General features: G+C 38.2%; 13 protein-coding genes. 12 read left to right on the top strand and 1 reads right to left on the bottom strand.

Annotation, left to right across the window (positions count from 1 at the left end):
- Window positions 1-171 precede the first annotated feature (171 nt).
- The 11 genes from CRN97_RS00850 to CRN97_RS00800 all read left to right on the top strand — a co-directional run bounded on the left by CRN97_RS00850 (window position 172) and on the right by CRN97_RS00800 (window position 11056).
- Window positions 172-1506, top strand: a complete 1335-nt coding sequence (locus CRN97_RS00850) for a carboxyl transferase domain-containing protein (RefSeq protein ID WP_097075499.1) — start codon at window positions 172-174, stop codon at window positions 1504-1506.
- An 18-nt stretch (window positions 1507-1524) separates the two neighbouring features.
- Window positions 1525-2250, top strand: a complete 726-nt coding sequence (locus CRN97_RS00845) for an OadG family protein (protein ID WP_097075498.1) — start codon at window positions 1525-1527, stop codon at window positions 2248-2250.
- 18 nt (window positions 2251-2268) lie between these two features.
- Window positions 2269-2625, top strand: coding sequence for a biotin/lipoyl-containing protein (locus tag CRN97_RS00840; RefSeq protein ID WP_033154167.1), 357 nt, complete (start codon window positions 2269-2271; stop codon window positions 2623-2625).
- Between the two features lie 14 nt (window positions 2626-2639).
- On the top strand, window positions 2640-3788 hold the full coding sequence (locus CRN97_RS00835) for a sodium ion-translocating decarboxylase subunit beta (RefSeq protein ID WP_097075497.1): 1149 nt from the start codon (window positions 2640-2642) through the stop codon (window positions 3786-3788).
- A gap of 35 nt (window positions 3789-3823) precedes the next feature.
- Window positions 3824-5242, top strand: coding sequence for an oxaloacetate decarboxylase subunit alpha (locus CRN97_RS00830; protein ID WP_074788948.1), 1419 nt, complete (start codon window positions 3824-3826; stop codon window positions 5240-5242).
- A 92-nt stretch (window positions 5243-5334) separates the two neighbouring features.
- Window positions 5335-6249 carry a MurR/RpiR family transcriptional regulator gene (locus tag CRN97_RS00825; protein WP_044934565.1) on the top strand — a complete coding sequence of 305 codons (915 nt, stop codon included), beginning with the start codon at window positions 5335-5337 and terminating at the stop codon, window positions 6247-6249.
- Window positions 6249-7478, top strand: coding sequence for a BaiN/RdsA family NAD(P)/FAD-dependent oxidoreductase (locus tag CRN97_RS00820; RefSeq protein WP_097075496.1), 1230 nt, complete (start codon window positions 6249-6251; stop codon window positions 7476-7478). The genes CRN97_RS00825 and CRN97_RS00820 overlap by 1 nt, the downstream gene beginning before the upstream one ends.
- A 23-nt stretch (window positions 7479-7501) precedes the next feature.
- A complete protein-coding gene (gene cmk / locus CRN97_RS00815) occupies window positions 7502-8158 on the top strand; it encodes a (d)CMP kinase (protein WP_097075495.1) in 657 nt (218 codons plus the stop codon).
- Window positions 8159-8169: 11 nt separating this feature from the next.
- Window positions 8170-9015 carry a 4-hydroxy-3-methylbut-2-enyl diphosphate reductase gene (gene ispH, locus CRN97_RS00810; RefSeq protein WP_044934558.1) on the top strand — a complete coding sequence of 282 codons (846 nt, stop codon included), beginning with the start codon at window positions 8170-8172 and terminating at the stop codon, window positions 9013-9015.
- On the top strand, window positions 9003-10121 hold the full coding sequence (gene rpsA, locus CRN97_RS00805) for a 30S ribosomal protein S1 (protein ID WP_044934556.1): 1119 nt from the start codon (window positions 9003-9005) through the stop codon (window positions 10119-10121). Before ispH ends, rpsA begins: the two co-directional genes overlap by 13 nt.
- A 161-nt stretch (window positions 10122-10282) precedes the next feature.
- A complete protein-coding gene (locus CRN97_RS00800) occupies window positions 10283-11056 on the top strand; it encodes a CheR family methyltransferase (RefSeq protein ID WP_097075494.1) in 774 nt (257 codons plus the stop codon).
- On the opposite strand, the gene CRN97_RS00795 is transcribed toward CRN97_RS00800, so the two are convergent.
- Window positions 11053-12111: a ribonuclease H-like domain-containing protein gene (locus CRN97_RS00795; protein WP_097075493.1), complete on the bottom strand. Its 1059-nt coding sequence runs from the start codon at window positions 12109-12111 to the stop codon at window positions 11053-11055. The genes CRN97_RS00800 and CRN97_RS00795 overlap by 4 nt on opposite strands.
- A gap of 160 nt (window positions 12112-12271) precedes the next feature.
- Here CRN97_RS00795 and rsxC point away from each other — a divergent pair, with 160 nt between their 5' ends.
- On the top strand, window positions 12272-13591 hold the full coding sequence (gene rsxC, locus CRN97_RS00790) for an electron transport complex subunit RsxC (RefSeq protein WP_097075492.1): 1320 nt from the start codon (window positions 12272-12274) through the stop codon (window positions 13589-13591).
- The last annotated feature ends 17 nt before the right edge of the window (window positions 13592-13608 follow it).

Below are 13608 nucleotides of genomic sequence, written 5' to 3'. Positions count from 1 at the left end.
CCTTTGGATTGGCCATTTTTATGCCTATTTTTCAAGGAAAATAATGACCAATCTTTTCCTTATAAATTTATGACAATTTTTTAACACATTCGCATTGAAATGGGTGGTAAAAATGGTTATCATTAAACTTGCGAGAAATTTTGAAATAATTTATATAAATGGAGGTATAAGATGGGTAATGATTTAAGTCAGGCTCAGGCTAGAATTAACGCGTTACTTGATGACAACAGCTTTGTTGAGCTTCAGTCATTAGTAACAAGTCGCAACACTGATTTTAACCTTGATGCGAAAAAGGAACCATCAGACGGAGTAATTATTGGACATGGTCTTGTGGATGGAACTTTAGTATTTGTATTTAGCCAGAATGCCGATGTTTTGGGTGGCACAATTGGTGAAATGCACGCTAAAAAGATTCTTTCTGTATATGACATGGCACTTAAGGTTGGTGCACCAGTAATCGGCTTTATTGATTGTGGTGGAGTTCGTCTTCAGGAGTCGTTCGATGCACTTGAAGCACTTGGTTCTGTTATTGAAAGAGCCGCTGATGTTAAAGGGGTTATTCCACAGCTTATTTGTGTAGCTGGCAACTGTGGTGGAGGTCTTTCAGTATTACCTGCACTTGCAGATTTCACATTTATGGTTGATGGAGCAAAGCTTTTCATTAACTCACCAGATACAATTTCTGGAAACAGTTCTGATAAATGCGATACTTCTTCAGCTACATTCCAGTTTGAAGAAGCTGGTACAGTAGATATGCATGGTTCACTTGCAGAGGTTGTTTCATCTATGAGACAGGTTATTTCTATGATTCCAAACGACATCGTAGAAGCAAGTGATGATCTTAATAGAGCAGCAGAAGGCCTTGAGGGTAAGCTTACAGATGCAGCTGCAGTTGCTACAGAGCTTGCTGATAACAGACAGTTTGTTGAACTTAAGGCTGGTTTTGCAAAAGAAATGGTAACAGGTCTTATTAAGCTTGATGGTGTTACTATCGGCGTTGTTGGTAATAGAGAGGTTGATGGCGAAGCTGTTCTTTCAGCTGCTGGCTGTGAGAAGGCTGCTGATTTCGTAGATCTTTGTGATATGTATGAAATCCCAGTTCTTTCAATTACAAATGTTGCAGCTTTCAAGTCTTGCACATGTCAGGAAAAGAGACTTCCAAGAGCTCTTTCACAAATGACACAGCGCTTTGTAGATGCTAGCGTTCCAAAGATTAATCTTATTACAAAGCAGGGCTACGGAACACCTTATGTACTTATGAATTCTAAGTCACTTGGTGCAGATTTAGTTTATGCTTTTGAAAGCACATCTGTTGGAGCAATGGAAGCTTCTAAGGCTGCAAAGATTCTTGCAGATAATGGTACAGATGCTGCAGCAATCGAAAAAGATTATGCTGAGCTTCAGGATAGTGCCCTTACAGCAGCTGCTCACGGACATATCGATAGAATCGTTTCAATGGCAGATGCTAGAAAATATATTATTGCAGGATTTGAAATGTTCTTTTAAGAGCAGGAAGGTGAACATATGAAGAATAAATTAAAGATTTGCTTATGCACCTTAGCGCTTGCTCTTGGTTTGATGGCGTGTGGCGGCCAAAAGGATGATACATTAGGTGGTCGTACAGAAGCTGACTATCAATCAGAATTGTCTAGCATGCTTACACAGCTTTCAACACTTGATGAAGCAGCAATTGACTACAATATTTCATATATTTCGTCATATGAAGATGGTGCAACACTTGTAACACTTCTTGAGGATTACAAGGACTGTTACGATGAGTCCAATGAATATGTTGGAATCGGCGAATTTAATGTCGAGAAATCTGGTAAGACAATCACTGCAACACTTATTGGAGATTACTCAAAAAGAGATTTAAAGATGACTTTTGTTTACAGTACATTAGATGCATCTACTCCAACTGCAATGAATATTGAGCCAGTATACACTTTAGGTGAGACAATGCAGAAGGCTGCTTTGAATACAGTAATGGGTATCCTTATTGTGTTCTTTATGCTTGTTGTAATGTCTGGCGTAATCAAGCTTTTTGAAATTATTCCAAAGCTTGAAAAGAAGTCAAAAGAAAAGAAAGAGGGTGCTGTGGCTGCTCCAGTTGTTAGCAAGACACCTGCACCAGTTAAAAACGAAACAGATGATTTACAGCTTGTTGCTGTAATTGCCGCAGCAATCGCTGCTAGTACAGGAGCTTCTACAGATTCGTTTGTAGTTCGTTCTATCAAGAAAAGACATTAGAATTAGGAGGATTTTTCCATGAAAAATTATACAATCACTGTTAATGGAACAGTATATGATGTTACTGTAGAAGATAAGGGAGGTTCTGGTGTTTCTCCAGTTACTCCTGCAGCTGCACCTAAGGCAGCAGCACCAGCTCCAGTTGCTACAGGCGCTGCAGGCGGTGTTAAGATTGAAGCTGGAGCAGCTGGTAAGGTTGTTAAGATTGCAGCTGCAGCTGGTACAGCAGTTAAGAAGGGTGATCCAGTTGTAGTTCTTGAGGTTATGAAGATGGAAACACCTGTTGTTGCACCACAGGATGGAACTGTTGCATCAATCAATTGTAACGAAGGACAGCAGGTTGAGGCTGGCGCATTACTTGCAACTATGAACTAATAGGAGGATTACACATGAGTTACGTTGGAGAGACATTGTTAAATCTCGCCGGTCAAACTGCATTTGCAAATTTGACTTGGGGAAACTTTGTCATGATAGCGGTTGCCTGTGTTTTCCTTTATCTTGCAATTAAAAAGGGATATGAACCACTTCTTTTATTACCAATCGCATTTGGTATGTTATTGGTTAATATTTACCCTGACATTATTGCATCACCAGAGGAAACATCTAATGGTGTAGGCGGCTTGCTTTATTATTTCTATACTCTTGATGAGTATTCAATTCTTCCTTCGCTTATTTTCATGGGCGTTGGAGCAATGACTGATTTCGGTCCACTTATCGCTAATCCAATAAGCTTTTGGCTTGGCGCTGCAGCACAGATTGGTATTTTCACAGCTTACCTTCTTGCAATCCTTTTAGGATTCTCAGATCAGGCAGCAGCTGCTGTATCAATCATCGGTGGAGCAGATGGACCTACATCTATTTTCTTGGCTGGTAAACTTGGACAATCAGCACTTATGGGACCAATTGCTGTAGCAGCATACTCATATATGTCACTTGTTCCAATTATTCAACCACCTATTATGAAGGCACTTACAACAAAAGAAGAGCGTTCAATCAAGATGGCACAGCTTAGACCTGTATCAAAGCTTGAAAAGATTCTCTTCCCAATCGTTGTTACAATTATTGTATGCTTGATTTTACCTACAACAGCTCCTCTTGTTGGTATGCTTATGCTTGGTAACTTATTCAAGGAGTCTGGTGTTGTAAATCAGCTTACAGAGACAGCATCAAATGCACTTATGTACATCGTAGTTATTTTACTTGGTACATCAGTAGGAGCTTCTACATCAGCTGAAGCATTCTTGAATCCAGCTACTCTCAAGATCGTTGTTCTTGGTCTTGTTGCATTCGTATTCGGTACAGCTGCTGGTGTATTATTTGGAAAGATTCTTTGCCATGTTACAGGTGGAAAAATCAATCCACTTATTGGATCGGCAGGTGTTTCTGCTGTACCAATGGCAGCCCGTGTTTCACAGAAGGTCGGTGCAGAGGAAGATCCTACAAACTTCTTACTTATGCACGCTATGGGACCTAACGTAGCAGGCGTTATCGGAACAGCCGTAGCAGCCGGTGTATTTATGGCGATATTCGGTGTTTAGTTCTTACATATTAATTATTCAGGAGGGAATTACAAATGGCAGATATTAGTCCAAAGCCAGTTAAAATTACAGAGACAGTGCTCCGTGATGCGCATCAGTCTCTTATAGCAACACGTATGCCTACCTCAATTATGCTTCCTATCATTGATAAAATGGACCAGGTTGGATATAACGCAGTAGAGTGCTGGGGTGGTGCTACATTTGATGCATGTCTTCGTTTCCTTAAGGAAGATCCATGGGATAGACTTAGACAGCTTCGTGATGGATTTAAGAATACAAAGCTTCAGATGCTTTTCAGAGGTCAGAACATCTTAGGATACAGCCAGTATCCAGATGATGTTGTTGAATACTTCGTTCAGAAGTCAATTGCAAATGGTATTGATATCATTCGTATTTTTGACTGCCTTAACGATATCAGAAACCTTCAGACAGCAGTTAATGCTACAAACAAAGAGAAAGGACATGCACAGGTTGCCCTTTCATACACTCTTGGTGAGGCTTATACACTTGATTACTGGAAGGATATTGCAAAGCGTATCGAAGATATGGGTGCATCTTCAATCTGTATCAAGGATATGGCTGGTCTTCTTGTTCCAGCTAAGGCTTCAGAGCTTGTTTCAGCATTAAAGGAATCTACAAGCCTTCCTATCGAGCTTCATACTCACTACACATCAGGTGTTGCTAGTATGACATACTTAAAGGCTGTAGAAGCTGGTTGTGATATTATCGACTGCGCAATGTCACCATTCGCACTTGGTACATCTCAGCCTGCAACAGAAGTTATGGCTGCTGCATTCGAAGGAACACCTTACGATACAGGATTTGATCAGGAACTTCTTTCAGAAATTGCTGATTACTTCAGACCATACAGAGAAGAGTGCATCGAAAGTGGTCTTATGTCAACAAAGGTACTTGGCGTAAACATCAACACACTTCGTTATCAGGTTCCAGGTGGTATGCTTTCAAACCTTATCAGCCAGCTTAAAGAGCAGGGTAAGGAAGATAAGCTTCGCGAGGTTCTTGAGGAAGTACCACGTGTACGTAAGGATCTTGGTGAGCCACCACTTGTTACACCTTCTTCTCAGATCGTTGGTACACAGGCTGTATTCAATGTTCTTATGGGTGAGAGATACAAGGTTGTTACAGAGCAGACTAAGGATATTCTCCTTGGAAAGTATGGTCAGACAGTTAAGCCTTTCAACCCAGAGGTTGTAGAGAAGGCACTTGGTGCTGACAAAGATAAAGCTATCACATGCCGTCCAGCAGACTTACTTGAGCCAGGACTTAAGAAGTTTGAAGAGGAATGTGCTAGATGGAAACAGCAGGATGAGGATGTGTTATCATACGCATTATTCCCAAAGGTTGCTACAGAGTTCTTCGAGTATCGTGAGGCTCAGCAGACAAAGGTTGATCCTGCAAAGGCTGATAAGGAAAATAAAGCTTATCCAGTTTAATTTCAATAGTGATGAGGCAATGCAAGATTTCTTGCATTGCCTTTTTTTGCATAGTATAATAAATATCTCAATGATTGGTAAAAGGAGTATTTATGGCTACTACAACTGATTTAATTTCAAAGATTAATGAAAATTACGGCAGAATGTCAAAGGGACAAAAGCTTCTTGCAAATTATATTATTGATAATTTTGATAAGGCTGTTTTCCTTACTGCAGCAAAGCTCGGAGATATTATTGGCGTATCTGAATCTACTGTAGTACGTTTTGCTTCTTTTATTGGGTATAAGGGTTATCCAGAGTTTCAGCAAGCATTAGAGGAAATGGTTAGAACAAAGCTTAATACTACAGATAGAATTGAGCTTACAAATGGAGGCATCGAGCAAAATGGAGTTTTGCGTTCTGTATTATCTGCAGATGCCTTAAAGGTTAAAAACACCATGGAATCTATTGATGAAGCTGCTTTTGAAAATGCAGTTGAAGCAATTAATAGTGCAAGAAGAATATACATCGTAGGTCTACGTACATGCGCGCCGTTGGCTTCATTTTTAGCATTTTATCTAAATATGATTTTTGATAATGTAATTAATCTTCAAACAAGTTCTACTTCAGAGCTATTTGAACAGATGATTCATATTAACGAGGAAGATTGTATCATTGGTATTTCCTTCCCACGCTATTCAATGCGTACATTGAAGGCTTTGGAGTTTGCAAATAATCGAAGAGCTCATGTAGTGACTATTACAGATTCAATTCATTCACCTATGAATCTTTACAGTTCTTGCAATCTCATTGCAGAAAGCGGAATGCATTATGTGGTAGATTCGCTAGTGGCCCCTCTGTCTGTAATAAATGCGTTAATCGTTGAGCTTTGTAATCGTAATCAAGCTACGGTTGCAAACAATCTAGATATGATTGAAAACATATGGAATGATTATCAATTCTACGAAAATGATGAAATAGATTTGGTGGATGATTCTATTAAAATGAATTATTCAGGAGATTTTTAATGAGTAAAGTTATTGTTGTTGGCGGCGGTGCTGCCGGCATGATGGCAGCTTATGCTGCTGGTATGTGTGGCCATGATGTCACTTTGTTAGAGAAAAACGAAAAGCTAGGAAAAAAGATTTATATTACAGGAAAGGGTAGATGTAATTTTACTAATGCCTGTGATGAGACAGATTTTTTCAAGAATGTTGTTAGCAATCCTAAGTTTTTGTACAGTGCATTATATACCTTTAATTCAGATGCTATGATTGGCTTCATTGAAATGCATGGCACCGAGACAAAGGTTGAAAGAGGAAATAGAGCCTTTCCGGTTTCGGACCACGCTTCGGATATTACAAAGGCCTTAAAAAACGGTCTTGATGAATACAATGTAAATATTCTTCTTAACACAGAAGGTTCTAATATATTAATTGAAAATGATACAGCTGTTGGAGTATCACTTAAGGATAAAACTCAGTTAAAGGCTGATCATGTTATTGTTTGTACCGGAGGGCTTTCATATCAGACTACCGGTTCTACAGGTGATGGTCTTCGCTGGGCTAAAAAAATCGGCATAGGTGTTACCGATACAAGACCGGCTTTAGTTCCACTTAATGTTAAAGAAGACTATGTTATGTCTATGCAGGGCCTTTCTCTAAAGAATGTAAATCTTTCTATATATAATGGAAAGAAAAAGCTTTATGACAATTTTGGTGAAATGCTATTTACTCACTTTGGTGTTTCCGGCCCGCTGGTGCTTTCAGCAAGCTCTATAATTGGCAAGACTCTACAGAGTGAAGGTAAGCTTAATGCTTTTATCGACTTGAAGCCTGCGCTTTCTGTTGAAGAGCTGGATGCCAGAATACTTAGGGACTTTAATGACAATATGAATAAGCATCTTAGTTCAGTACTTAGAGGGCTACTTCCTTCGTCCATGGTTCCTGTCTTTATCGAACTATTAGATATCGACGATAGTAGACAAATCAACTCAATCACCAAGGAAGAGCGAAACAATATTATTAAGCTCCTTAAGAATTTTCCTTTTACTATTTCGGGACTGAGAGAATTCAAAGAAGCAATTGTCACTCAGGGTGGAGTTTGTGTCAAGGATATTGACCCATCCACTATGAAATGTAAAAATATAAATGGCCTTTCTTTTGCTGGAGAGGTTCTGGATTTGGATGCCTTTACAGGTGGATTCAATCTTCAGATAGCATGGTCTACAGGTTATCTTGCTGGACTTAGTATTTAATTATTTTACGGAGGATATATATTATGGCAATGAATGTTGCAATCGACGGACCTGCAGGTGCAGGTAAATCTACAATAGCTAAAGCTGTTGCAGCAAAGAAAGGATATGTATATGTAGATACTGGTGCTATGTATAGAGCAATGGCACTTTATTTTCTTAGAGCAGGTATCGCTTCAGATGACGAGAAATCTATTTCTAAAAAGGTAGATGAAATAGTTGTTTCTATTAAATATGAAGATGGTGCTCAGCATGTAATCCTTAATGGCGAGGATGTTACTGGTCTTATCAGAACAGAAGAGGTTGGAAACATGGCCAGCGCAACATCAGTTTATTCTGCAGTTAGAACAAAGCTTGTTGCTTTACAGCAGGAGCTTGCTAAAACTACAGATGTAATTATGGATGGAAGAGATATTGGTACAGTAGTTCTTCCTAACGCAGATGTTAAGGTTTTCCTTACTGCTTCTGTTGAATGCAGAGCGAAGAGACGTTTTGATGAGCTTAAGGCTAAGGGTGCTAATCCTGATTTTGATCAAATCGCAAAGGATATCGAAGAGAGAGATTACAGAGATTCTCACAGAGAAATAAGCCCATTGAAGCAGGCTGATGATGCAGTATTAGTTGATAGTTCAGACATGACTATTGATGAAGTAGTTGCTGCAATTATAGATTTATGTAAATAAAGGTATTATATATGGAAGTAATCTTAGCTAAATCTGCAGGTTTTTGCTTTGGAGTGCAAAGAGCTGTTGATGTTGTAAACAAACAAATAGAAGAGGGAGTTTCTCCACTTTATACCTATGGTCCCATTATTCATAATGAAGAAGTTGTAAAAGACTTCGAGAGCCATGGAGTTCAGGTTATGGACGAGGATTCCAATAAGAATTATGAGCCAGGAACTGTTATCATTCGTTCTCACGGTGTTACAAAAGCTGTTGAGGAAGGTTTGAAGGCTGCTGGTCACAATGTTATTGATGCTACATGTCCTTTTGTAAAAAAGATTCATCGTGCAGTTGATGAACATTCTAAGAATGGCGAGTACATTGTAATCATTGGAAATCCGGATCATCCCGAGGTTCGAGGCATAGTTGGTTGGATTAACGGAGATAAGTATACTGTGATTTCAGGAGAGCAAAGCGCTAAAGACTTTTCAGTTAATTCTCACGATACTATTTGTATTGTTTCTCAAACCACCTTTAACCACAATAAATTTCAAGAATTAGTTGAAATTATAAAGCAAAAAGGTTATCATATTATTGTTTTGAATACAATATGCGATGCGACTAATAAAAGGCAGGTTGAGGCTTTTGACATTGCGTCACAGGTCGATGCTATGCTTGTTATTGGAAGTAAAAATTCATCCAATACACAAAAGTTGTACGAGATATGCAAAACACGATGCAACAATACTTACTATATACAGACGGCTGATGATTTCCAGCCATCTGACCTTAGTTCCATTGAAAGTGTAGGTATTACCGCAGGGGCATCCACCCCAAACAATATTATTGAGGAGGTTCAAAAGAAATGTCAGAAATGAGTTTTGAACAAATGTTGGAGGAATCATTTAAAACTATACACAATGGAGAGGTAGTAGACGGTACTGTTATTAGCGTAAAGCCAGATGAAATCGTTTTAAATATCGGTTACAAGTCAGATGGTATCATAACACGTTCAGAGTACACAAATGAATCAAACGTCGATCTTACTACTGTAGTTAAAGTTGGTGATCCTTTATCAGCTATCGTAATCAAGGTAAATGATGGTGAGGGTCAGGTTCTTCTTTCATACAAGAGACTTGCTCAGGAAAAGGGCAACGAAAGACTTGCAGAAGCTTTTGAAAGCGGAGAGGTTCTTACAGCTACAGTTGATAAGGTTCTTAAGGGTGGCCTTACAGTTGTTGTTGATGAGGCTAGAGTATTTATTCCAGCTTCATTTGTATCAGATGTTTATGAAAAGGATCTTGGAAAGTACCAGGGTCAGGAAATCAGCTTTGTAATCACAGAGTTCGATCCAAAGCGTCGTAGAATCATTGGTAACAGAAAGACGCTTCTTGTTGCTGATAGAGCAAAGGCTCAGGAAGAGCTTATGTCTAAGATTGCTGTTGGACAGGAATTCGAAGGAACAGTTAAGAATGTTAAAGACTTCGGTGCATTCATCGATTTAGGTGGTGCTGATGGTCTTCTTCATATCTCAGAGATGAGCTGGGGCCGTGTTGAGAATCCTACAAAGACTCTTAACGTTGGCGATACAATCAAGGTATTCGTTAAGGAAATCAAGGATGGCAAAATTGCTCTTTCTTGCAAGTTCGATAACGAGAATCCATGGAACGGCGCTGCAGATAAGTATGCAGTAGGTTCTGTAGTAAAGGGTAAAGTAGTTCGTATGAAAGACTTTGGTGCTTTCGTAGAGCTTGCTCCTGGAATCGATGCACTTCTTCATGTATCTCAGATTTCTAAGGATCGTATTGAAAAGCCTTCAGATGTTCTTACAATTGGTCAGGACATTGAAGCAAAAGTTGTTGAATTCAACGATGCTGAGAAGAAGATTAGCCTTTCTATCAAGGCTCTTCTTGAGCCAGAGGCTGCTGATGATGCAGATGTTGCAGATGTAAATATCGAAGAAGTAGCTGCTACAGAAGAATAATCTTTTGACTATTTTTAAGGTCTAGGTTTTAAATCTAGACCTTTTTTCTATTTCAAATGCAATTATTCTTAGAAAAATAACAATAAATACACAAATAATGTATATAATGTATCTATTCCGAGTTACAGAAAGAAATATAAAAATAGATAGGAGAAGATTATATGGACAATTACGATGGATTCAAGAAAGAGGTTTATGATCTTACTAAAATCGATTTAAGTTCCTATAAAGAGAAGCAGATGCGTAGACGTATCGATTCTCTTGTTACTAAACATAAATGCAAGGAGTATCACGATTATGTTGCTCTTTTAAAGAGTGATAAAGAAGTTTTTGATGAGTTCGTTAATTTCCTCACTATAAACGTTTCTGAGTTTTATAGAAATCCAGAGCAGTGGGATCTTCTTACAAAAGAATTCATTCCAGAGCTTATCAAACATTCTGGTCAGAATCTTAAAATTTGGAGTGCTGCTTGTTCTACTGGAGATGAGCCTTATTCTTTGGTAATGGCTTTATCGCAGCATCTTCCTCTTAATAAGATTAAGATTCTTGCAACTGACATTGATAAGCAGGTAATTGCAACTGCAAAGGTTGGCTTATATAATGCCAAAAGCATTGCAAATGTTCCTGCAGATTTAAAAAAGAAGTACTTTACACCAGTAGGAAATTCATTCCAGATAAGTGAAGATATAAAGAAGTGTGTAGAATTTAAAGAGCATAATTTGCTTCGCGATACATATCCTACAAACTACGATATGATTGTTTGTCGAAATGTATTGATTTACTTTACAGATGAAGCAAAGGACGAAGTTTATGACAAATTCTGCAAATCACTTCGTCCTGGTGGCATTTTATTTATTGGCTCTACAGAGCAGGTTATTAATTATAAAGATCTTGGATATAAGCGTCGTTACTCTTTCTATTATGAGAAAAACTAGTGCTTAAGCATGTATCTTACAACCTTCAGTAGAAGATTAGGAGTTATGTCATTGACATCCACAAATGCCTCCTTTGCTTCATACGAAGGTTTGAATAATCGGGTAGTTCCGATATCGATTTTTTCAGGGAGGGCAAGGAATTGTCCTTCCTTTTTTACTTTACAATCTTGTTTTTTAGCTGGACGTCGACTGTTTTTATCCATGCTTTCTCCTAATGATTTAGGAATTATCATATCCTCATTTATCAGATAGTAATAATTCTTGTAATCGGGCAGGAAGGTAACCAGTTCTCCGTCAAACAAATCCAACGTAACGTATATACGATTGTCCTTTATAATATATAAACCGTAATCTCGCTGCTTATTAATTGAATTCGGAATTGCGATATCAGTTTCTACTATAAATCTGAGTTTATTAGATTCGAGTTCATGAGAAATATATCGTAATTGCGAATTAAACAAATCAGGGTATGCCAAAATATCGGTAATATATATCATACCTTGAACATCTTCATAATTATGGAGAAGAATAAGTTTTTTGGACTCTAAATCGCCTGTTTGAGAGTATTTTTCGTATACAGGTATAAGTTCTCCTCCGTTGTATTTATCATCGCGATTTAACCCTAGATATTGCTCGATAGTCTTTTGTTTATAGTTTGGAAGATCAAGAAGGCATCTGGCTTTTGTAGTTTTTAAATACATATCCATATGATTCTTAGATTTAATCTTGGTGTTGAAATTGTATTTTCTACATCTTTCTACAATAAAAGATTCATCGAATCGTGTAGAGTTGAATCCGAGCAGATTTTCATACCCAGACATGACGTTTTCAAATTCTTTAATAATATCGATTTCTTCGGATTCATTTGCTGCCAATAACTGTGTGATAGTGACAGAATTTTCGTTTCTTGTAGCATATCCAATTAAATAAATGAAAGATTTCCTAGGAGATAGGCCTGTACACTCAATATCAAAGAAAAGTGTGGTTTTATCAAAATATTTGTCAATTGCATAGCTTAAGTTATCTAATTCGTAAGTATTTTTAATTATTTCCATAATATAACGCGCCTTTTAGAGTTTTTTTCGTTAAATTATACACAAATTTTTCATACTTTGGTATTTAAAAATGTACAATATTAATGATAAATTTTCTCTACTTCAGTATTTTAAATGATATAATCTAATTAACGTTAAAGAAAGAGAGGAGTAAATGCTAATGGGCCTTAGAACATTTAAAGGTGGCGTTCACCCTTATGAAGGCAAGGAACTTTCCAAAGAAAAGCCTATTAAGGATATTAAGCCACAGGGCTTAATGGTATATCCATTATCCCAGCACATAGGTGCACCAGCACAAGCATGTGTCGCAGTAGGCGATAGTGTGCTCAGAGGTCAGAAAATTGCTGAAGCAGGCGGATTTGTGTCTGCACCAATTTTCTCAAGCGTTTCCGGTACAGTCAAGGCTATTGAGCCAAGACGCGTCGCAACAGGCGACATGGTTAATTCTATCATAATTGAAAGCGATGGCCAATTCATTGAAACAGGTTTTGAACCTTGCGAGGATTTCACAAAACTCTCCAATGAAGAAATCATCAAGAAGATTCAGGATGCAGGTATCGTAGGCATGGGAGGAGCTGGTTTCCCTACTCATGTTAAGCTTTCACCTAACAATCCTGAGAAGATTGAATATATTATTGCAAACTGTGCTGAATGTGAACCTTATCTTACATCAGACTATAGAAGTATGGTTGAAGAGCCAGAAAAGCTTATCACTGGCATGAAGATTATTCTTCAGCTTTTCCCAAAGGCAAAAGGTTTACTTGGCGTAGAAGACAACAAATCTGATGTTATTGCATCATTAGAGAAGCTTGTTGAGAATGAGCCACGTATCGAAGTGGTTCCACTTCTTACAAAGTATCCTCAGGGTGGTGAGCGTCAGATTATCAAGGCGTGCACAGGTCGTGAGATTAACTCAAAGATGCTTCCTGCTGATGCTGGATGTATCGTAGACAACGTTGCTACTATAAATGCTATCTATACAGCAATTGTTGAAGGAAAGCCAGTTATGGACCGTATCTTCACACTTACTGGTGATGCAGTTATGGAGCCACGCAACTACAGAATCTGCATCGGTATGAGCTGCAAGGAAATCCTTGAAGCAGCTGGCGGATTCGTTAGAGAGCCAGCAAAAATCATTTCAGGTGGTCCTATGATGGGATTTGCTGTTATGGATGCTGATATCCCTACAACAAAGACATCTGGCGCACTTGTTTGTTTATCAGAAGATGAAGTTTCAATGTACGAAACTACTGCTTGTATCAATTGCGGTAGATGTGTTGAGGCTTGTCCTGAAAAATTAATACCTTCTAGACTTTCTAAGTTCTCTGATCACGGAGACAAGGAAACGTTCGAAAAATGGTATGGTCTTGAATGTATTGAATGTGGTAGCTGCAGCTTTGCTTGCCCAGCTAGAAAGCCACTTGCTCAGTCAATTAAGACTATGAAAAAACAAATTCTTGCAGATAAGAGAAAAAAGTAGAAAGGATGGGGTAGAAA

It is taken from the genome of Pseudobutyrivibrio ruminis DSM 9787 (assembly GCF_900218035.1).
Lineage (GTDB): Bacteria > Bacillota > Clostridia > Lachnospirales > Lachnospiraceae > Pseudobutyrivibrio > Pseudobutyrivibrio ruminis.
Note: the sequence above shows the minus strand (reverse complement) of the source record. Positions and strands in the feature narration are given on the sequence as shown.

Bases quoted from the DNA above. Each gene is read 5' to 3' on its own strand.
- CRN97_RS00830 (WP_074788948.1), top strand. From the start codon at position 3,824: ATGGCAGATATTAGTCCAAAGCCAGTTAAAATTACAGAGACAGTGCTC.
- CRN97_RS00850 (WP_097075499.1), top strand. From the start codon at position 172: ATGGGTAATGATTTAAGTCAGGCTCAGGCTAGAATTAACGCGTTACTT.
- ispH (WP_044934558.1), top strand. From the start codon at position 8,170: ATGGAAGTAATCTTAGCTAAATCTGCAGGTTTTTGCTTTGGAGTGCAA.
- rpsA (WP_044934556.1), top strand. From the start codon at position 9,003: ATGTCAGAAATGAGTTTTGAACAAATGTTGGAGGAATCATTTAAAACT.
- CRN97_RS00800 (WP_097075494.1), top strand. From the start codon at position 10,283: ATGGACAATTACGATGGATTCAAGAAAGAGGTTTATGATCTTACTAAA.
- rsxC (WP_097075492.1), top strand. From the start codon at position 12,272: ATGGGCCTTAGAACATTTAAAGGTGGCGTTCACCCTTATGAAGGCAAG.
- CRN97_RS00795 (WP_097075493.1), bottom strand. From the start codon at position 12,111: ATGGAAATAATTAAAAATACTTACGAATTAGATAACTTAAGCTATGCA.
- CRN97_RS00820 (WP_097075496.1), top strand. From the start codon at position 6,249: ATGAGTAAAGTTATTGTTGTTGGCGGCGGTGCTGCCGGCATGATGGCA.
- CRN97_RS00825 (WP_044934565.1), top strand. From the start codon at position 5,335: ATGGCTACTACAACTGATTTAATTTCAAAGATTAATGAAAATTACGGC.
- cmk (WP_097075495.1), top strand. From the start codon at position 7,502: ATGGCAATGAATGTTGCAATCGACGGACCTGCAGGTGCAGGTAAATCT.
- CRN97_RS00840 (WP_033154167.1), top strand. From the start codon at position 2,269: ATGAAAAATTATACAATCACTGTTAATGGAACAGTATATGATGTTACT.
- CRN97_RS00845 (WP_097075498.1), top strand. From the start codon at position 1,525: ATGAAGAATAAATTAAAGATTTGCTTATGCACCTTAGCGCTTGCTCTT.
- CRN97_RS00835 (WP_097075497.1), top strand. From the start codon at position 2,640: ATGAGTTACGTTGGAGAGACATTGTTAAATCTCGCCGGTCAAACTGCA.